The following is a 17,886-nucleotide window of genomic DNA, read 5'->3' as shown; positions in this document are numbered from 1 at the left end:
AACGTACAGGGCGCCGCTGTGGAAGTCGCCGCCGAGGTGGGCTGTGTTGTGGGCGGCCCGGACTCCCCACCCCGGCGGCGGCCCGGAAGGGAGGCTCGCGATACTGAACGTATGAAGCTCAGCCGCCCGGTCTCCTGGTTCCTGCTCGCCTTCGGTGTGTGGAGCTGGTTCATCTGGATCACTTTCGTCAAGAACCTGTGGAAGGACGGCAGTGGGCTCGCCTTCGATGACGCAGGCGACCCGACCGCGTACTTCTGGGTCCACCTGACGCTCGCCGTCGCCTCCTTTGTCTTGGGGACGGTGGTAGGGACCATCGGGTTGCGCGGAGTGCGTGCTCTGCGCCGTACGTCATAGCTGGTCGGTCACTGTCGAGGGGCTCGCTCCGTGGTCATCCTGTTCGTGCTGGCCGGTATCGCCGCGCTCGCGGCCCTCGCCGGAATGCAGTGGTACGCGTGGCGGCGCCTGGTGCGCGACACCACGGCCGGGCCCGGGTTCGCCCGGCGTGCGGGCGCCGTGGTCTTCGTGGCGGGGCCCCTGCTGATGTTCGCGGCGGTCGCCGGCGAGCGGGCCGGGGCGCCGTTCTGGCTGCAGAAGGCGCTGGCCTGGCCGGGCTTCATGTGGATGGCGCTGTCGATCTATCTCGTGCTCGCGCTCCTGGTGGGTGAGCTCGTACGGCCCTTCTTCCTGAGTCGTCGCGCGAAACCCACCCCTACGGAGGACCCCGGTTCGGAAGGCCTCGCCCCGGAGGACCCCGGTTCAGAAGACCCCGCCCCGGAGGACCCCGCCCCTACGGAGGACCCCGCCCCGAAGCGACCCACCCCTTCGCGTCGCCTCTTCGTCTCCCGGATCGTCGGCGGGACGGCCGCCGCCGTCGCCGTCGGAACGGTCGGCCACGGAACGTACGGAGTCCTGCGCGGGCCCCGGGTGAAGCGCGTCACCGTGCCGCTGGCCAAGCTGCCGCGCGGGGCGCACGGGTTCCGGATCGCCGTGGTCAGCGACATCCACCTGGGGCCGGTCCTCGGCCGCGGCTTCACCCAGCGCGTGGTCGACACGATCAACGGCACGCAGCCCGACCTCATCGCGGTCGTCGGCGATCTGGTCGACGGCAGTGTCGAGGACCTCGGTCCTGCCGCCGCCCCGCTCGCCCAGCTGCGCGCGCGGCACGGCACGTACTTCGTGACCGGCAACCACGAGTACTTCTCGGGAGCCGAGCAGTGGGTCGAACACGTACGCGAACTCGGCCTGCGCCCCCTGGAGAACGCCCGCACCGAACTGCCCGGCTTCGACCTCGCGGGCGTGGACGACGTGGCCGGTGAGAGCGAGGGGCATGGGCCCGACTTCGCCAAGGCGCTGGGGGACCGGGACCGCTCGCGGGCGTCCGTGCTCCTGGCCCACCAGCCGGTCGTCATCCATGACGCCGTCAAGCACGGCGTCGATCTGCAGCTCTCCGGTCACACCCACGGCGGACAGCTGTGGCCAGGCAATTTCATCGCCGATCTGGCCAATCCGACCCTCGCGGGACTGGAGCGGTACGGCGACACCCAGCTGTATGTGACGCGTGGTGCGGGTGCGTGGGGGCCGCCGGTGCGGGTCGGGGCGCCGTCCGACATCACGGTCGTCGAACTGGCCTCCCGCCAGGCGTAATCGCTAGTTGGTTCGATGCGATACGAACCTGGCTGGATAATGTCGGGCCATAAGGTGACGGTGTGACACCGAGCACTACCTCTGCGCAGCATTAAGTGTCGGAAGTGTGTGCTGTTCTTGATGCTTTGGTGTGCCATAGGGGGAACGTTGTTGCGACGTCATGCTTTCCGGCTGCCACCGCACCCGGCATCCGTCTCGCTCGCGCGGCTCAGAGTGCACGATCATCTGGCGGCCTGGGGGCACAAGGAGGAGAGCGGAGCGCTGGAGGACGCCGTACTCGTCGTGTCGGAGCTTGCGACGAACGCGGTCTGCCACGGGGACGTCCTGGAGCGGGAGTTCGAGGTCGCGATCACGGTGCTCGCCGACGGCGACTGCTTCATAGAGGTGTCCGACGAGAGTTCGGGAAACCCCGAGCTGCGGGAGCTGGGGCCCTGGGAGGAGAGCGGCCGGGGACTGCGGCTGCTCGACGCCGTTTCCGAGGCGTGGGGAGTGTGGCAGCGGGGGCGGCACGGCAAGACCGTGTGGGCGCTGGTGCGGGGCTGACGCGACCATCGGCCCCGCGGCGGCCCCTCAACCCCCGGTGCGCGCAGGTCAACCCCCGGTGCGCGCAGGCAACGTGACCACGACCGTCAGCCCCGCCCCCGGTGCCGTCTCCACCCCCACCTCGCCGCCGTGTGCCGCCACGACCCCCTGCACGATCGCCATGCCGAGGCCGCTGCCCGCGCCGCCGCCCGCGCGGAAGAACCGGTCGAACACGCGCGCCGCGTCCTGCGCCGCGAGGCCGGGCCCCTGATCGGCCACGCGGAGCCGCACCACCCCGTCACGCCGCTCCACGCCCAGCGTGACCGGCGCGTCGGAAGGCGTGTGGACCTGGACGTTGCCCAGCAGGTTGCCGAGCACCTGGCGCAGCCCCGACTCGTCCGCGCGGATCAGCACCGCCCCGTCGGCGCGGACGGTCAGCGGACGCTGCGGCTGCTGTATCCGCAGGTCGTCGGCGGCGTCCCGGACGAGACGGCTCAAGTCGACGTTCCTGAAGCGCAGTTCCGGCTGCTGGTCCAGGCGGGCCAGGGTGAGCAGCTCGTCGACGAGGTGTCCCATCCGGTCGGTCTCGGCGATGACGCGGCTCCACGCGCGCGTGCGTTCCGCCGGGTCGCGGAGCATCCCCTTGTCGTACAGCTGGAGATAGCCGCGGATCGCCGACAAGGGCGTACGCAACTCGTGCGAGGCATCGGCGACGAAGCGGCGCAGCTGGGCCGAGCTGCGCTCCCGGGTCTCGAAGGCGGACTCCACCTGGTGGAGCATGGAGTTGAGGGCGAGGCGCAGCTGCTCCGTCTCCGTCGCCGGGGCGCGGCTGGAGGGCACGCGCCGGGTCAGATCGCCCTCGGCGATGGCGGACGCGGTCTCGACCATGTCCTCCAGGGGGCGAAGGCGGTGGTGCGCGGAGATCATCGTCAGGACGGCGAGGAGCCCCAACAAGGCCACTCCGAAGGCGGCGTCGAGTTTGAGCGCCTTCTTGATGCCCGATTCCACGTTCTGGGTGGCCGCCGCCATCAGAACCGTCGTGCCGTCGGCGAGCTGCGCGCCCACCATGCGGTGGGCGTCGCCGTCCAGGGTGACGTCCTGCGGCTCGGACTCGCCCGCGACCGCATCGGGGTCGTCGACGGCGGCGGCCAGGGCGCGCTGGCGCGGGGTCGGCGCGAGCGTGCCGATGGCGACGGGCTCGCCGCGCTCGTCCACCGCCACGAACACACTGTCCCCGCGCGGCAGGGCACTCGCGCGCTCCTTGCCGCCGGGTGAGAGCTTGTCGAGCGCGATGCCCAGCTCACTGAGTCTCTCGACGTCCTTCATGGTGAGCCCGGTGCTGAGCAGCGAGGTGCGCGACTGCGTCAGCTCGGCGTCCACGCTGTCGAGCAGGTAGTGGCGCATGCCCATGACGCTCACCCCGGTCGCCACGACGACACCGAGCGCAAGGAGGGCCACGTTCACCCACGTGAGCTTGGCGCGCAGTGAGCTCATGCCGCGGCGCGCACGCCTCATGCGAGGCCGTATCCGACACCCCGCCGGGTCGTGATCACCGGCGGACCGAGGGCGGCCAGCTTGCGCCGCAGATAGCTGATGTAGGTCTCCACGACGGTCGACTCGGCCGGGTGTTCGTACTGCCAGACATGGCGCAGGAGTTGCTCCTTGGGCACCACACGGCCGCCGTTGCGCACCAGGAAGCGCAGCAGGGCGTACTCGGTGGGCGTGAGCTGCGCCGTGCGGCCCGCGCGGCGCACCACGTACGTCGTCTCGTCGAGTTCCAGGTCTCCGTAGCGCAGCGGCGGGCGCTGGGGGAGCACGTCCTGCGCTCCGGTGCGGCGCAGGACCGCGCCGATGCGGGCGACCACCTCGTCGATGTTGAACGGCTTGGTGATGTAGTCGTCGCCGAAGCCGAGCCCGCCCACGACCTCCGCGGGCGCGTCCCGCGCGGTCAGGAAGAGCAGGGCCATGTCAGGGCGCCGGGCGCGCAGTTCCCTGGCGAGGGCGCGGCCGTCGCCGTCCGGGAGCATCACGTCGAGGAGCGCCGCGTCGGGCCGGGTGCGGCCGGCGAGCGCGAGGGCCTCGCGCACGGTGCCCGCCACCATCACGTCGAAGCGGTGGTAGCGCAGGGCTATGGCGAGCACGTCGGCGATGCTCGGCTCGTCCTCGACGACCAGGACGGTGGCCGCGGCGCCCGGTCCCCGCGGCACTCCGACATCTGTTCCCTGCTGGCCTTCGGCGTGGCTCATGCCTCCAGTATCGGCACGCGCGTTGTACGAAGACCCGGTCCGTGCCTTGGAGTTACTTGAGAATCATGGCCGCGCGACGCCGTACGGGCGCCGTGCCGCCGATGCTGAGGCTCCTGAAGCACGGACCCGGGGGACCTGACGACGCGAAGGAGGAGCGGATCGTGACGGCATTGGCGCGGTGGTGCTATCGGCACCGTCTGGTGGTCCTTGTGCTGTGGGTGGGGGCCCTGTTCGGACTGGGGGCCGCCGGGACCTCGGCGGGCACCGACTACTCGAATGTGTTCTCGCTGCCGGACACGGACTCCAAACGTGCGTACGACCTGATGACGAAGGCCTTCCCGGAGAGCTCGGGAGACACCGACACGGTCGTCTGGCGCGTCGACGAGGGAGCTTCGGCCCGCGACGCGGACGTACGTTCCCGGATCGAGCCCGCGCTCAAGGAGATCGCCGGCATGAAGGGCGTCGGCGAGGTCCGGAGCCCGTACGCGTCCAAGGAGGCGGGCGCGGCCCAGATCAGCGGGGACGGGCGCATCGCCTACGCCCAGGTGACGTTCGCGGAGGAGGCGAACTCGGTCCCCAAGGAGCTGGTCCAGGACGCCGTGGACACCGCTCAGAAGGCCGAGAAGGCCGGTCTGCAGGTCGAACTCGGCGGCCAGGCCATCACCCGCATCCAGGAGCCGCCCACGGGCACCTCCGAGCTTGTGGGCATCGCGGCGGCGGCCGTCGTCCTCTTCCTGGCCTTCGGTTCGCTCTTCGCGATGGCCCTGCCGATCGTCATCGCCGTCTTCGGAGTGGGCCTCGGCATGCTCTCGACGATGCTGCTCAGCCATGTGACGGACATCCCCGAAGTGGCCCCGCTGCTCGGCTCGCTGATCGGCCTCGGCGTCGGCATCGACTACGCGCTCTTCATCGTCACCCGGCACCGGCGCGGCATCCTGCGCGGCATGGAGCCCGAGGAATCCGCGGTGCAGGCCCTGAACACCTCGGGCCGCGCGGTGCTGTTCGCGGGCGGCACGGTGTGCATCGCGCTCGCCGGGATGCTGGTGATGAACATGCGCTTCCTGGACGGCGTGGTCGTCGCCGCATCCCTGACGGTGATCCTGAGCGTCCTCGCGGCCATCACCCTGCTGCCCTCGCTCCTGGGCATGCTCGGCCCCCGGGTGCTCAGCCGCAGGCAGCGGCGCCATCTCGCGGCGACGGGACCGGAGTCCGCCGAACCGAGCGGCCTGGCGGCGCGCTGGTCCTCGTACGTCCAAAAGCGCCCGCGCTCGATCGCGGCGCTCGCCTTCGTGGTGATGGCCTTCCTTGCCCTGCCGCTGCTCTCCTTGCGGCTCGGCGCGACCGACCAGGGCAACCACCAGGAGTCGACGACGACCCGGCAGGCGTACGACATGCTGGCCGAGGGATTCGGTCCGGGATTCAACGGCCCACTCCAAGTAGTGGCCGAAGAGACCGACACCGGAGCCCTGGTGACGGCCATCCGTGGGACGGAGGGCGTCGCGAGGGTGGCGGCGGCTCCCCCCGCGGACGGCATCTCGGTCATCAACGTCGTCCCGACCACGTCCCCCCAGTCGGTGGAGACGGACCAACTCATCGACCGGCTACGGGGAGACGTGATCCCGGAGGCCGGGGTCGAGGCCCACGTAGGCGGCGTCACCGCCGTCTTCAAGGACTTCGCCGCGGTGACGGGCGACCGGCTGCCCTACTTCGTAGGCGTGATCATCGCGCTGGGCTTCCTCCTGCTGCTGATCGCGTTCCGCTCGCTGGTGGTGCCGCTGACGGCCGCCCTGATGAACCTCATCGCGGCGGCGGCGTCCTTCGGTGTCCTGGTGGCCGTCTTCCAGTGGGGCTGGGGCACCGAGCTCCTCGGCATCGGCAAGGAGGGCCCCATCACGGCCTTCCTGCCCGTCATCATGCTGTCGCTGCTCTTCGGGCTCTCGATGGACTACCAGGTGTTCCTGGTGAGCCGCATGCACGAGGAATGGGTGCACACGAAGGACAACGCCCGCGCGGTGCGGGTGGGCCTCGCCGAGACGAGCAGGGTCATCAACTGCGCGGCCCTGATCATGATCTGCGTCTTCTCCGCGTTCGTCCTGAGCGGCGACATGGAGGGCGCGATGGCGGGCATCGGCCTGGCGGCGGCGGTCGCCCTGGACGCGTTCATCCTGCGCACGGCGCTGGTCCCGGCCGCCATGCACCTGCTGGGCCGCTCCAACTGGTGGCTCCCCGCGGGCCTGGAGAAGCACCTGCCGCACCTGGCGGTGGAGCCGCGGGAGCCGCAGGAGGCACCGCAGGAGACGGAGGAGACGGAGGGGGCGGAGAAGAAGGCGCCCGTGCCGCACGCGCGCGTGGGGGAGCCCGGCGGCGAACACGGCGCCTCCGTAGTGCACGGTTTCATCCGCACCGCGGAGGGCGAGCCGGTGGAGGGCGCGATCCTGACCCTCCTCTCCAAGGCGGGCCGCCAGCTGGACCGCGTCACCTCCCTGGCCGACGGCTCGTACATCGTCGCGGCCCCGTCGGCCGGCGCCTATCTGCTGGCTGTCACGGCGCCCCATTACGCGGCACGCGCGCGGCACGTCGTGGTCGCGGACGAACCGCTGGTGTACGACGTGGAGCTGGCGATGGGCGAGATGGACGCGGTGAACTGAGGCGGGCGCGAGCGCGGGAGCGGGCGCGGGTCCCCCGGGTCCTGGGTCAGGAGGCCGTCGTCCTGACCCGGGGCAGCCCCGTCACGGACATCACCAGCGAATAGAGCGAGGTCGTCGCCGTGATGAAGAGCCGGTTGTTCCTGGGCCCTCCGAAGGCGATGTTGGAGACGGCCTCGGGGACCGTGATCCGCCCGATGAGGGTGCCGTCGGGGTCGTAGCAGTGCACCCCGTCGCCGAGAGCGGCGGCCCACAGCCGGCCTCCGTCGTCGAAGCGGATGTTGTCGAAGCCCGACTCCTTCGACTCGGCGAAGACGACCCCCTCCGAGAGCGTCCCGTCGTCACGCACGTCGAAGGCGCGGATCTGGGCGGCCCGGGAGTCGGAGACGTACAACTGGCGCTCGTCGGGCGAGAAGACGAGTCCGTTCGGACCGTCGAAGCCGTCGGCGGCGATCCGCACGTCGCCGGTCACGGGATCGATCCGGTAGACGTGGCAGCCACCGATCTCGGCGTCCGCGCGATGCCCTTCGTAGTCGCTGGTGATGCCGAAGTCGGGGTCGGAGAACCAGATCGACCCGTCGGAGCGGACCACGGAGTCGTTCGGGCTGTTGAACCGCTTGCCCTCGAAGCGGTCGGCGAGGACGGTGACGCGGCCGTCGTGCTCGGTGCGGGTGACGCGCCGGTTGCCCTGCTCGGAGCAGATCAACCGGCCTTCCCTGTCGAGGGTGTTGCCGTTCACGAACCCGGCGGGCGTGCGGAAGACGCCGACGGTGCCGGTCGCCTCGTCCCAGCGCAGCAGCCGGTCGTTGGGGATGTCGCTCCAGACGAGCTGCCGCCAGGCGGGCAGATAGAGCGGCCCTTCGGCCCACCGGCAGTCGTCGTACAGGACTTCCAGCTTGGCGTCCCCGTTGGCGCACCGTCCTGTGCGGAAGCGCTCGTCCAGAACCTCGTACGACGTCGGGAACTTCTGGGAAGGCATGACGGCCCCTGTCTGATGCATGAGTGAATGATGTTCGGCTTATTAGTGATATTGCAGTACGAGATATGGTGTACGTCAAGGATGGGCGAACGTGGAGCGGGAGAGCAGCCGATGGACGACACCGACCGAGAACTGCTGGCCCTGCTGCAACAGGACGCCGGCCAGTCGTACGCGAACCTGGGCAAGGCGGTGGGGCTTTCGGCGGGCGCGGCCCATGAGCGGGTGCGCAAGCTGCGCGAGCGCGGGGTGATCCGCCGCACGACGGTGGACGTGGACCCGGCGGCCGTGGGCCAGGGTGTGCTGGCCTTCGTCATGGTCGACTCGACGGCCTGGATGGGGGATAGGGCCGCGGACTTCGCCGCGATCCCCGAGCTCCAGGAGGCGCACGTCATCGCGGGCGCGGCGAGCGTCCTGGTCAAGGTGCGCACGGGGACCACGGAGCAACTGCAGGACGTGCTGCGGCGGCTGTACGCGATCGACGGGGTGAGCGGCACTCAGGCGACGGTGTCGCTGGAGACCTTCTTCGAGAGGCCGGTGTCCCCGGGGGCGGCCTGAGCCGCCCGACCCCCGCTGTCGCTCACCCCGAACCGGCGCACTCCGGGCACAGCCGCCGTCCCCGCGCACACGACCCCCACCACGGCCGCCGCGATCCACAGCGGGGTCGCCGTGCCCCACGCGTCCGCGGCGAGCGGCCCCAGGACGTACGCGAGGGGCATCGCGGCCAGCGAGAGCAGCCAGTCGTACGAGGTGACGCGGGCCAGTGAGCCGGACGGTATCGCGGCCTGGACCGACGTCTCCCAGATGGGGCTGAGGAAGCCGAGCCCCGCCTGCGCGAGGGCGTACGCGGCGATCACGGCCGGCGTCGGTGCCTCGGCCGCGAGCAGGGCCAGGGGCAGGGCGTACGTCGCGAGGCCGAGGTTGGCCGCCAGGATCGGGCGCTTGGGTCTCGCGCGCCCGGCGAGCAGGGAGCCGCCGAGCAGGCCGAAGGCGCCCGCCTGGACGATCGCGATCCAGGTCCCTTCGCCGCCCAGCTCCTCGACGGCGATGACGGGCCCGAGGGTGGTGAGGACGGCGGCGGCGCCGTTCCACGCGGAGTGTGCGACGAGGCTGGTCCAGTACCAGTCGCGGCTGCGTACCTCGTGCCAGCCTTCGACGAGGTCCTTGCGCAGCGATCGGCGCGCGGCGGGTTCGTCGGAGGGCTCTTCGGCGGGGCGGTGGATACGGACGGCCGCGAGGAGGCACGCGCTGACGGCGAAGGAGACGCCGTCGAGGACGAAGGCCCAGCCGGGTCCCGCGGCCAAGACGAGCAGCCCCGCGAGCGCGGGGCCGCCGACGCGGGATCCGCTGCGGACCACGCCGAGGAGGGCGTTGGCCGCGTGCCGGTCCTTCGCGCCGACCGTTCCCGTGACGAGCGGCGAAAGGGTCGGCATGGCGAAGGCGGACGCGGCGCCGCCGACTGCTTCCGCGAGGGCGATGTGCCACAAGTGGGGATCGCCGCCGAGCAGTTGTACGCCCACGAACAGCTGGGTCACGCACCGCACCACGTCGGCGGTGAGGGCCACGGTACGGGCGTTGAACCGGTCGCCCACGACACCGCCGAGCGGCAGCAACAGCAGCCTCGTCCCCATCGCGCAGCCGAGTACGAGCGCCAGCGCGGAGGCGGAGCCGGTGGCGCGGAGCACGGCGAGGGCGAGGGCGGTGGGAATGACGGCGTCGCCGATGAGGGACAGGGAGCGGCCGATGAAGAACAGCCGGAAGGAGCGGTTGCGCAGGAGGAGGTGCGACAGCATGGAGAGGACTGTATTTCGGAACCGAATTATTCGTCAACGAAATATCAGAGACCGAAGCATGCCGAAGTAGGCTGCTGTCCATGGCGAGGAAGCACGGGAGCAAGAACGCGGGCGGCGTCGAGGCCGCGGCTGAGTCCGAGGTCGAGTCCGAGGTGGAGTCCGAGGCCGAGGTCGAGGTGGCGCGGGTGAACGGGCCGTCACGCGACTGGACCGACGTTCATGTGGAGCGCTGGCTGCCGGTGCTCCCCACTCTCGACCCGGACATCGAGGGCGCGGTCACCCGCATAAAGAAGCTCACCGTCCATCTGCGCCGGGTACGGGAACAGTCCCTGGTCGACTTCGACCTGGAGCGCCCCGAGTTCGACACCCTCCACAAACTGGCGGGCCGCGGCGGCCGTGCGACCCCCTCCGAACTGGCCGCCGACCTGGACCTGGCCCCCGCGTCGGTGACCGGCCGCCTGGACGGCTTGGAGAGGCGCGGCCTCCTCCGCCGCACGCCGTCGAAGGCGGACCGCCGCCGGGTGGACGTGGAGCTGACGGAGTCCGGCCGTTCGATCTGGCTGGGCGCGATGGACGTACTGGGCCACGAGGAGTACCGCCTCCTCGGGGTCCTCCCCAAGGAGGAGCGGGCGCAGCTTTCGGACATGCTGCGCCGCATCATGGTGGTGGCGGAGGAGGGCGGCGGGGCGCAGTGGAAGTGACGCGCGCCCCTGCGCCCTCTGGCTAACTCCGGGCCAGCTCGGGCCGCTTGCGATAGTCGGTGAACCCCACGACGTTCCCCCACGGGTCGGAGACCTCGACCGTCCACCCGGTGGCCACGGAGAAGGGCGGCGCGAGCGCCTTGACCCCGGCGGCCTCCAGCGCCCGCCCGGCGGCCCGCGCGTCCGCCACCTCGATCCACACCCGGGGCGTGGACCACGCGGACGGCCGGTGCTCGACCCCGTCCTCCACCCGCAGCAGGATCCCCGGCGTCTCCTTGCCCACCTTCAGGATCGCGAGCCCGATCTCGTCGATCCGGTGCGCCACGGGGAACCCGGCACGCTCGTAGAAGCTGACGGCCTCGGCGAGGTCGCCGACAGGGAAGAGGACGTTGTCGAAGCCGAGCAGTTCGGTCGACTGCTCACCGGATTGACGAACGGACTGGTCAACGGACAGGCCGACCGACTGGTTGTCTGACATTTCGTCAGAGTAGGTCGGAAGGTGCCGATTCGGCCGCATCGTGGATGGTCGGCGGGGCGCTCGGACCAATCGCCGCCCAAACGGCGGAGGCGGATCCGTCCGGGCCGGGTCGTGCCGAACCCCCGGACGTGCCACGTTCTCGGGGTTCGTTCCGTTTCGGCGGTCGGCTCGCCGCACGCGCCGTACTCCATGTGCCGGACATGACCGCCAGCCTGCGTCACGGCTACGGGCCAGCCGGTGGTGTGGTCCAGCGGATCGTCATCGGTACCAATCTTCGCCCGCGCTGCCCAGAGCGTCCCGCAGGAAGCTTTCCAGATGGGGCGCGATCCACTTACGGGAGTCTGTCCCGTGGTCCCACGCGAAAATGTCGTCCCGCTCCGGGGTACGCACAAAAGCGAACTGGTCACCCCCGCCGTTGTCTCCAAAGAAGAGCAATGCATCGAAATCGATGCCGTCGGTTTCCGCGAGGAGCGAAGCGAGAGATGAAGGGATGGGTTGACCCAGCTCACTCGCCACCGGTCACGTGATCGAGGACCTCTTGGCGGGTTGGGTTGGGGTTTGCGACGATTCCCCGCCATGCCGTCTCCCCCGGTTCTGCTGTGCCGTTGTCTATCGGTTGATGGACTGGATCTCCTGGACAGTGACGTCCTGCGTCCCGTCGAAGGTTCCGTTCAGGAGGGCGCCGCCCGTGAGGCCTCGGAGCCCGGCGGCATTTGCCGTCGCGGGCTTCGCCGGCCCGGGTGCGGGACAGCAGTCCGCAGCAGCCGCCGGGCCCCGTACACACAGCCCCGACGCACATGGGCCCCGCTCCTCAAGAAGCGGGGCCCACGTCAGCGTACGGACGAAGAAGAAATCAGAAGCGGCGCGTGATCAGCGCGCGCTTTACTTCCTGGATCGCCTTCGTGACCTCGATGCCACGCGGGCACGCGTCCGTGCAGTTGAACGTCGTGCGGCAGCGCCACACGCCGTCCTTGTCGTTCAGGATCTCCAGGCGCTGCTCGCCCGCCTCGTCGCGCGAGTCGAAGATGAAGCGGTGCGCGTTGACGATCGCCGCCGGGCCGAAGTACTGGCCGTCGTTCCAGAAGACCGGGCACGAGGACGTGCACGCCGCGCACAGGATGCACTTCGTGGTGTCGTCGAAGCGCTCGCGGTCCTCCGGGGACTGGAGGCGCTCGCGCGTCGGCTCGTTGCCGGACGTGACCAGGAACGGCATCACGTCGCGGTACGCCTGGAAGAACGGGTCCATGTCGACGACCATGTCCTTCAGGACCGTCAGACCCTTGATCGGCTCGACCGTGATCGGCTTGGAGGGGTTCAAGTCCTTGATCAGGGTCTTGCAGGCCAGGCGGTTGCGGCCGTTGATGCGCATGGCATCCGAGCCGCAGATGCCGTGGGCGCAGGAGCGGCGGAAGGTCAGCGACCCGTCCAGCTCCCACTTGATCTTGTGGAGGGCGTCGAGGACACGCTCCTTGGGGTCGATCTCCACCTGGAAGTCTTCCCAGGTCGCGTCCGCCGAGACCTCGGGGTTGAAGCGGCGGATGCGGAACGTGGCCGTGATGTACGGGGAGTCGGCGAAGCCGGCCTCGGGCTTGGCGTCTTCCTTGTCGAGGGTCGGGGTTGCCATCAGTACTTACGCTCCATCGGCTGGTAGCGGGTCTGCACGACCGGCTTGTAGTCGAGTCGGATCGACTCGGTGCCGTCGTCGCCTACCTCGCGGTACGCCATGGTGTGGCGCATGAAGTTGACGTCGTCGCGGTTCGGGAAGTCCTCACGGTAGTGACCGCCGCGCGACTCCTTGCGGGCCAGGGCCGACTGCGCCATGACCTCGGCCAGGTCGAGCAGGTTGCCCAGCTCGATGGCCTCCAGGAGGTCGGTGTTGAAGCGACGGCCCTTGTCCTGGATCGAGACGTTGAGGTAGCGCTCGCGGAGCTCCGCGACCTTCTCCACCGCCGTCTTGATCGTCTGCTCCGTGCGGAACACCATGACGTTGGCGTCCATGGTCTCCTGGAGCTCCTTGCGGAGTTCGGCGACCCGCTCGTTGCCCGAGGCGTCGCGCAGGCGCTCCACCTGGGCGACGACGAGCTCCTCGGCGTTCTCGGGGAGCTCGATGAAGTCGCTCTTCGCCGAGTACTCCGCAGCCGCGATGCCCGCACGACGGCCGAAGACGTTGATGTCCAGGAGCGAGTTCGTGCCCAGGCGGTTGGCGCCGTGGACCGACACGCAGGCCACCTCGCCCGCCGCGTACAGACCCGGGACGACCGTGGTGTTGTCCGCGAGGACCTCACCTTGGACGTTCGTCGGGATGCCGCCCATGGCGTAGTGCGCGGTCGGCTGGATCGGGATCGGGTCCGTGTAGGGCTCGATGCCGAGGTACGTACGCGCGAACTCCGTGATGTCGGGAAGCTTCGCGTCCAGCTGCTCCGGCGGGAGGTGCGTGAGGTCGAGGTAGACGTGGTCGCCCTCGGGGCCGCAGCCGCGGCCTTCACGGATCTCCGTGTAGATGGAGCGGGACACGACGTCACGGGACGCGAGGTCCTTCATGACCGGCGCGTACTTCTCCATGAAGCGCTCGCCGTCCTTGTTACGGAGGATGCCGCCCTCACCACGGGCGCCTTCCGTAAGAAGGATGCCCATGCGCCAGATGCCGGTCGGGTGGAACTGGAAGAACTCCATGTCCTCCAGCGGCAGACCGCGGCGGTAGCACGCCGCCTGGCCGTCACCCGTGAGCGTGTGAGCGTTCGACGTCACCTTGAAGAACTTGCCGGTGCCGCCCGACGCGTAGACCACGGACTTCGCCTGGAAGAGGTGGATCTCGCCGGTGGCCAGCTCGTAGGCGACCACGCCCGCGCTCTTCTTGACGCCGTCGACCTCTACGAGGAGCTGGTCCAGGACGTAGAACTCGTTGAAGAACTCCACGCCCTCCTTGATGCAGTTCTGGTAGAGCGTCTGGAGGATCATGTGACCGGTGCGGTCGCCCGAGTAGCAGGCACGGCGGACAGGAGCCTCGCCGTGGTTGCGGGAGTGACCGCCGAAACGGCGCTGGTCGATCTCACCGGCGGGCGTACGGCCGAACGGCAGGCCCATCTTCTCCAGGTCGAGGACCGCGTCGATGGCCTCCTTCGCCAGGATCTCGGCGGCGTCCTGGTCGACCAGGTAGTCGCCGCCCTTGATCGTGTCGAAGGTGTGCCACTCCCAGTTGTCCTCTTCCACGTTGGCGAGCGCGGCGGCCATGCCGCCCTGCGCCGCACCGGTGTGGGAGCGGGTCGGGTAGAGCTTCGTCAGGACCGCGGTCCGGCTGCGCTTCGTCGACTCGATGGCCGCGCGCATGCCCGCACCGCCGGCGCCGACGATGACAGTGTCGTACTTGTGAATCTTCACTGGGTTCGCCTCGGCTTTAGCGGATGTTCGGGTCGAAGGTGAAGATCACCAGCGTGCCCAGAAGGATGGTGAACACCGTGGCGGTGTACAGCAGGCCCTTGAGCCACAGGCGCGTGTTGGCGCGCTCCGCGTAGTCGTTGATGACCGTGCGCAGGCCGTTGGCCCCGTGCAGCATCGCGAGCCACAGCATCAGCAGGTCCCAGACCTGCCAGAACGGCGAGGCCCAGCGGCCCGCGACGAACGCGAAGCCGATCTTGCTCACACCGCCGTCGAGCACCAGCTGGATCAGCAGGTGGCCGAGGACCAGGACGACCAGGACGACGCCGGACAGGCGCATGAAGAGCCATGCGGCCATCTCGAAGTTGCCGCGGGTCGAGCGCGGGGTCTTGGAGGTGCGCTTGCGCGGTGCCTCGATGAGGGGAGCCGGGTTGTCGGCGTCGTAGCGGGATGCGCCTTCGACGGGACCCACTCCGGACTTCTCGAGCGTGGTGTCGGACATGTCTGGCGTCAGCTCCCGAAGACTTCGCGGACGGCGTGGCCGAGGACCGGGTAGAGCGCCCCCACCATCAGGACGACCCAGATGCCCACGACGGTCCAGAGCATCTGCTTCTGGAAACGCGGGCCCTTGGACCAGAAGTCGACGGCGATGACACGCAGGCCGTTCAGGGCATGGAAGAGGATGGCGGCGACCAGGCCGTACTCAAGGAGTGCGACAAGGGGCGTCTTGTAGGTGCTGACGACATCGTCGTACGCCTCCGGGGAGACGCGGACGAGAGCGGTGTCCAGCACATGCACGAACAGGAAGAAGAAGATGAGGACGCCGGTGACTCGATGAGCCACCCAGGACCACATTCCTTCCCGGCCGCGGTACAGCGTTCCAGCCGGCACGGCAGAACCCTCCGGGAGCGGGGATTGGGGCCAGCCGGCTTGGGTGGTCGGACGGGCCCGGCCGGGTACGGTCCACCGGCCGCTCGTCATCGTATCGACGAGTTGTCGGTTCGTTCGCGCGGGGTAGCCAGGTGTGATCAAACAGGCAATCAAACAGGCACGTACGGGCTATTCGGTTCGTGCACGAGTCGGGTGAGTCGCCCGCGGGCGAGCTTCCTCAGTTCCTCGGCCGCCAGGACCCGCTCTTCCTCCGGGTCGTTGGCCAGGCGGGCCCGGATTCCGGCGAGCAGATGGTTCAGCGCCTGGCTCGGCGGTACGTCGTCCAGGCAGATCACGAAGACATGACCGAAGCGGCTCTCGTACGCGGCGTGCGCGGCCCGCAGGGCGGTGTCGGCGGCGGTGTACGTCCCCTGCCCGGGGCGCTGCCCGGGGATGACGGGACGCAGAGGTTCGCAGGCCAGAGCCTCGGCGAGGTCTCCGGGCGGGAGGTCGTACGCCGCTTCGTCGGACGCGGCGAGCAGGGCGTCCAGGTCGGGATAGGGCCGGTGGTCGACCAGGCGGCGGGCCCAGAGGTGGCTGCCGCAGCAGGTGAGGAAGGCGGCTTCGGCTGCGCCGGGCTCTGCGGTGTTCAGTTGCTCCGGGGCGCGGTTCGGCTCCGCCGGGGGTCTCGGTGAACGGTGCGGGGGCAGCGGGAGCTCCAGGGCAGGGGGCATCGATGAGGGACGAGTGGGGGGATTTGTCGTAACGCTAGCGAGGCTTGGTGGGGACTGTCTGACGGATGCGTGAATTTCACCCGGATGGGAGAGTTTGGCTTCGCGTGGTGGACGAGGTGGCCGCGGGCCCCGCTCTACCGTGGGCGGATGACTGCCGCCTGTGCCGCCCGGTGGGGGGTTCTCCGTGCCGCCGCTGCGCGGCGGATTTCTCCCGCCCACCCGTCCTTCCGCCCCGCAGCGCATCACCCGACGCAGGGCGGTAACCCGTGATCTCCCGCCCCCTCGCCATCGCCGCCGCAGGCGTGGCCGCCGGAGCCGTGGTCCTGACGGTGGCCGTCTGGCCCGACGGCGGGGACGGGGCGCCCGCGTCCAGCGCGTCGCCCCCTTCCGACAGCAAGTCCGCCGTCTCCCCGACGCCCTCGCCCACGAAGTCGTACCCCCTCTCCAAGGCCCCCTCCACGATCCCCGCCGTCAACGAGCACAAGGCGGCGCGCGGGCCGGGCTGGAAGCCGAAGGACGGTGGCCGCGTGGTCATCGGTGGCGGCGACGGCGACCTCGCGGACGAGGGGAAGCTGCTCGCCGGCGAACTGAAGCTGAAGTACGCCGGTGACGCAGACCCCCGCAAGGGTGACGTGGAGCTCACGCTCACCCCGGAGAAGGCCGACGCGTCGGGCGGCAGGGACGAGTCGTACACCCTCTCCGTGAAGGGGCAGCGCGTGAAGATCAGCGCTCCCGAGGAGGCGGGCGTCTTCTACGGGACGCGCACCCTGAAGCAGGAGGTGCGCGGCGGCAGGACCGCGCCCGAAGGCGTCGTACGCGACCGCCCCGCCAAACCGCGTCGCGGCTTCATGATCGACATCGCGCGAAAGCACTTCGACGCGAAGTGGATCGAGGACCGGATCCGGGAGCTCGGCGACCTCAAGTACAACGAGCTCGGCCTGCACTTCTCCGACGACCAGGCCTTCCGCATCGAGTCGAAGTCGCACCCCGAGATCGTCTCGCGCGACCACCTCAGCAAGGCCCAGGTCCGCGGCATCCTCAAGCTCGCGGCGAGCCGCCACATCACGGTCGTGCCCGAGATCGACTCACCGGGCCACCTCGGCACGGTCATCGCCGCGCACCCCTCGCTCCAGCTCCGCGACACCCGTGGAGTGGCCGCGCGCGGCGCGGTCGACATCTCCAAGCCGCTGGCCGCGGAGATCGTCGACGACCTCCTGGAGGAGTACGCGGACCTCTTCCCGGGGCGCTACTGGCATCTGGGCGCCGACGAGTACCGCGCCCTCACGGTCGCGAATCCGGAGGCCAGCTATCCGCAGCTGGCCGCCGCCGCCCGCGAGAGGTACGGGTCGGGCGCCCGGGTCAAGGACCTCGCGACCGGCTGGCTCAACGACAGGGCCGAGACCATGCGCCCCTACGAGCGCGGGCTCAGGGCCTGGAACGACGGGTTCTTCGGTGGCGGGGTCGAGAAGGCCGACGACGATCTCGATGTCGCCTACTGGACGGGCAAGGAGATCGGGGCGAGGGAGCCGGCCGAGTACCTGAAGGCGGGCCGCAAGGTCATCAATTACAACGACGAGTACCTCTACTACGTCCTCGGCCAGCCCAACACCTTCCGCTATCCGACCGGGCAGCGGATCTACGAGCAGTGGACCCCGCTGGTGATCCGCGGGACGAAGCCGGTGGACGCGAAGTACGACGACCAGGTCCTCGGCGGCTCCTTCGCGGTCTGGTGCGACCTGGCGGGCTCGCAGACGCAGGAGCAGGTGGCGCGGGGGATCCGGCTGCCGCTGCAGGCGACCGTCCAGAAACTGTGGGACGCGCGCAAACCAGGCCTGTCCTGGGCGGAATTCGTGAAGCTGGCCGACCAAGTGGGATAGGTTCCCCAGGCCGTCGGCGCCCTGG

Annotated in this window: 18 protein-coding genes; 7 read left to right on the top strand and 11 right to left on the bottom strand. The window is 69.9% G+C overall.

Annotation, left to right across the window (positions count from 1 at the left end):
• Positions 1 to 111 precede the first annotated feature (111 nt).
• From ACFUPX_RS31395 to ACFUPX_RS31385, 3 genes are all read left to right on the top strand, one after another.
• A complete protein-coding gene (locus ACFUPX_RS31395; protein ID WP_249588213.1) occupies positions 112 to 354 on the top strand; it encodes an SCO4848 family membrane protein in 243 nt (80 codons plus the stop codon).
• A gap of 30 nt (positions 355 to 384) precedes the next feature.
• On the top strand, positions 385 to 1,644 hold the full coding sequence (locus ACFUPX_RS31390) for a metallophosphoesterase (protein WP_383330242.1): 1,260 nt from the start codon (positions 385 to 387) through the stop codon (positions 1,642 to 1,644).
• Between the two features lie 147 nt (positions 1,645 to 1,791).
• Positions 1,792 to 2,187: an ATP-binding protein gene (locus tag ACFUPX_RS31385; protein ID WP_383330239.1), complete on the top strand. Its 396-nt coding sequence runs from the start codon at positions 1,792 to 1,794 to the stop codon at positions 2,185 to 2,187.
• A gap of 48 nt (positions 2,188 to 2,235) precedes the next feature.
• On the opposite strand, the gene ACFUPX_RS31380 is transcribed toward ACFUPX_RS31385, so the two are convergent.
• A complete protein-coding gene (locus ACFUPX_RS31380; RefSeq protein WP_383330236.1) occupies positions 2,236 to 3,660 on the bottom strand; it encodes an ATP-binding protein in 1,425 nt (474 codons plus the stop codon).
• A 17-nt stretch (positions 3,661 to 3,677) separates the two neighbouring features.
• Positions 3,678 to 4,412, bottom strand: a complete 735-nt coding sequence (locus ACFUPX_RS31375) for a response regulator transcription factor (RefSeq protein WP_383330233.1) — start codon at positions 4,410 to 4,412, stop codon at positions 3,678 to 3,680.
• A 170-nt stretch (positions 4,413 to 4,582) separates the two neighbouring features.
• On the opposite strand from ACFUPX_RS31375, the gene ACFUPX_RS31370 reads away from it, so the two are divergent.
• The gene (locus ACFUPX_RS31370) at positions 4,583 to 7,060 is read left to right on the top strand and encodes an MMPL family transporter (protein ID WP_383330305.1); all 2,478 of its coding nucleotides are present in this window, start codon (positions 4,583 to 4,585) and stop codon (positions 7,058 to 7,060) included.
• A gap of 46 nt (positions 7,061 to 7,106) precedes the next feature.
• On the opposite strand, the gene ACFUPX_RS31365 is transcribed toward ACFUPX_RS31370, so the two are convergent.
• Positions 7,107 to 8,036 (bottom strand): SMP-30/gluconolactonase/LRE family protein, encoded by a 930-nt coding sequence (locus ACFUPX_RS31365; protein ID WP_383330230.1) that lies wholly within the window; start codon positions 8,034 to 8,036, stop codon positions 7,107 to 7,109.
• 111 nt (positions 8,037 to 8,147) lie between these two features.
• Between ACFUPX_RS31365 and ACFUPX_RS31360 the strand changes: the two genes are divergently transcribed.
• On the top strand, positions 8,148 to 8,591 hold the full coding sequence (locus tag ACFUPX_RS31360; protein ID WP_383330227.1) for an Lrp/AsnC family transcriptional regulator: 444 nt from the start codon (positions 8,148 to 8,150) through the stop codon (positions 8,589 to 8,591).
• On the opposite strand, the gene ACFUPX_RS31355 is transcribed toward ACFUPX_RS31360, so the two are convergent.
• Complete coding sequence (locus ACFUPX_RS31355) at positions 8,531 to 9,826, bottom strand: MFS transporter (protein WP_383330224.1); 1,296 nt, start codon at positions 9,824 to 9,826, stop codon at positions 8,531 to 8,533. The genes ACFUPX_RS31360 and ACFUPX_RS31355 overlap by 61 nt on opposite strands.
• Positions 9,827 to 9,906: 80 nt before the next feature.
• On the opposite strand from ACFUPX_RS31355, the gene ACFUPX_RS31350 reads away from it, so the two are divergent.
• Complete coding sequence (locus tag ACFUPX_RS31350) at positions 9,907 to 10,527, top strand: MarR family winged helix-turn-helix transcriptional regulator (protein ID WP_383330221.1); 621 nt, start codon at positions 9,907 to 9,909, stop codon at positions 10,525 to 10,527.
• 22 nt (positions 10,528 to 10,549) lie between these two features.
• On the opposite strand, the gene ACFUPX_RS31345 is transcribed toward ACFUPX_RS31350, so the two are convergent.
• From ACFUPX_RS31345 to ACFUPX_RS31315, 7 genes are all read right to left on the bottom strand, one after another.
• On the bottom strand, positions 10,550 to 11,005 hold the full coding sequence (locus ACFUPX_RS31345) for a VOC family protein (RefSeq protein ID WP_383330219.1): 456 nt from the start codon (positions 11,003 to 11,005) through the stop codon (positions 10,550 to 10,552).
• Positions 11,006 to 11,263: 258 nt separating this feature from the next.
• Positions 11,264 to 11,521 (bottom strand): SMI1/KNR4 family protein, encoded by a 258-nt coding sequence (locus ACFUPX_RS31340; RefSeq protein WP_383330216.1) that lies wholly within the window; start codon positions 11,519 to 11,521, stop codon positions 11,264 to 11,266.
• 337 nt (positions 11,522 to 11,858) lie between these two features.
• On the bottom strand, positions 11,859 to 12,629 hold the full coding sequence (locus ACFUPX_RS31335; protein WP_383330213.1) for a succinate dehydrogenase iron-sulfur subunit: 771 nt from the start codon (positions 12,627 to 12,629) through the stop codon (positions 11,859 to 11,861).
• Positions 12,629 to 14,383: a succinate dehydrogenase flavoprotein subunit gene (gene sdhA / locus ACFUPX_RS31330; RefSeq protein WP_383330210.1), complete on the bottom strand. Its 1,755-nt coding sequence runs from the start codon at positions 14,381 to 14,383 to the stop codon at positions 12,629 to 12,631. Before sdhA ends, ACFUPX_RS31335 begins: the two co-directional genes overlap by 1 nt.
• A 16-nt stretch (positions 14,384 to 14,399) precedes the next feature.
• Positions 14,400 to 14,882, bottom strand: coding sequence for a succinate dehydrogenase hydrophobic membrane anchor subunit (locus tag ACFUPX_RS31325; protein ID WP_383330207.1), 483 nt, complete (start codon positions 14,880 to 14,882; stop codon positions 14,400 to 14,402).
• A gap of 8 nt (positions 14,883 to 14,890) precedes the next feature.
• The gene (gene sdhC, locus ACFUPX_RS31320; protein ID WP_283779093.1) at positions 14,891 to 15,271 is read right to left on the bottom strand and encodes a succinate dehydrogenase, cytochrome b556 subunit; all 381 of its coding nucleotides are present in this window, start codon (positions 15,269 to 15,271) and stop codon (positions 14,891 to 14,893) included.
• Positions 15,272 to 15,420: 149 nt separating this feature from the next.
• Positions 15,421 to 15,984: a 2-oxo-4-hydroxy-4-carboxy-5-ureidoimidazoline decarboxylase gene (locus tag ACFUPX_RS31315; protein WP_383330204.1), complete on the bottom strand. Its 564-nt coding sequence runs from the start codon at positions 15,982 to 15,984 to the stop codon at positions 15,421 to 15,423.
• A gap of 269 nt (positions 15,985 to 16,253) precedes the next feature.
• On the opposite strand from ACFUPX_RS31315, the gene ACFUPX_RS31310 reads away from it, so the two are divergent.
• On the top strand, positions 16,254 to 17,861 hold the full coding sequence (locus tag ACFUPX_RS31310) for a glycoside hydrolase family 20 protein (RefSeq protein ID WP_383330302.1): 1,608 nt from the start codon (positions 16,254 to 16,256) through the stop codon (positions 17,859 to 17,861).
• The last annotated feature ends 25 nt before the right edge of the window (positions 17,862 to 17,886 follow it).

Origin of the sequence: Streptomyces sp. NPDC057302, from assembly GCF_042667685.1 — a bacterium.
In the GTDB taxonomy this organism is placed as follows: Bacteria; Actinomycetota; Actinomycetes; order Streptomycetales; family Streptomycetaceae; genus Streptomyces.
This window is presented reverse-complemented; position numbering and strand designations above follow the sequence as displayed.

What these genes read in the sequence shown, in the direction of transcription:
- ACFUPX_RS31315 (WP_383330204.1), bottom strand. Translation starts at nt 15,984, where the DNA reads ATGCCCCCTGCCCTGGAGCTCCCGCTGCCCCCGCACCGTTCACCGAGA.
- ACFUPX_RS31355 (WP_383330224.1), bottom strand. Translation starts at nt 9,826, where the DNA reads ATGCTGTCGCACCTCCTCCTGCGCAACCGCTCCTTCCGGCTGTTCTTC.
- ACFUPX_RS31345 (WP_383330219.1), bottom strand. Translation starts at nt 11,005, where the DNA reads ATGTCAGACAACCAGTCGGTCGGCCTGTCCGTTGACCAGTCCGTTCGT.
- ACFUPX_RS31365 (WP_383330230.1), bottom strand. Translation starts at nt 8,036, where the DNA reads ATGCCTTCCCAGAAGTTCCCGACGTCGTACGAGGTTCTGGACGAGCGC.
- ACFUPX_RS31350 (WP_383330221.1), top strand. Translation starts at nt 9,907, where the DNA reads ATGGCGAGGAAGCACGGGAGCAAGAACGCGGGCGGCGTCGAGGCCGCG.
- ACFUPX_RS31325 (WP_383330207.1), bottom strand. Translation starts at nt 14,882, where the DNA reads ATGTCCGACACCACGCTCGAGAAGTCCGGAGTGGGTCCCGTCGAAGGC.
- ACFUPX_RS31335 (WP_383330213.1), bottom strand. Translation starts at nt 12,629, where the DNA reads ATGGCAACCCCGACCCTCGACAAGGAAGACGCCAAGCCCGAGGCCGGC.
- ACFUPX_RS31395 (WP_249588213.1), top strand. Translation starts at nt 112, where the DNA reads ATGAAGCTCAGCCGCCCGGTCTCCTGGTTCCTGCTCGCCTTCGGTGTG.
- ACFUPX_RS31360 (WP_383330227.1), top strand. Translation starts at nt 8,148, where the DNA reads ATGGACGACACCGACCGAGAACTGCTGGCCCTGCTGCAACAGGACGCC.
- ACFUPX_RS31380 (WP_383330236.1), bottom strand. Translation starts at nt 3,660, where the DNA reads ATGAGCTCACTGCGCGCCAAGCTCACGTGGGTGAACGTGGCCCTCCTT.
- ACFUPX_RS31375 (WP_383330233.1), bottom strand. Translation starts at nt 4,412, where the DNA reads ATGAGCCACGCCGAAGGCCAGCAGGGAACAGATGTCGGAGTGCCGCGG.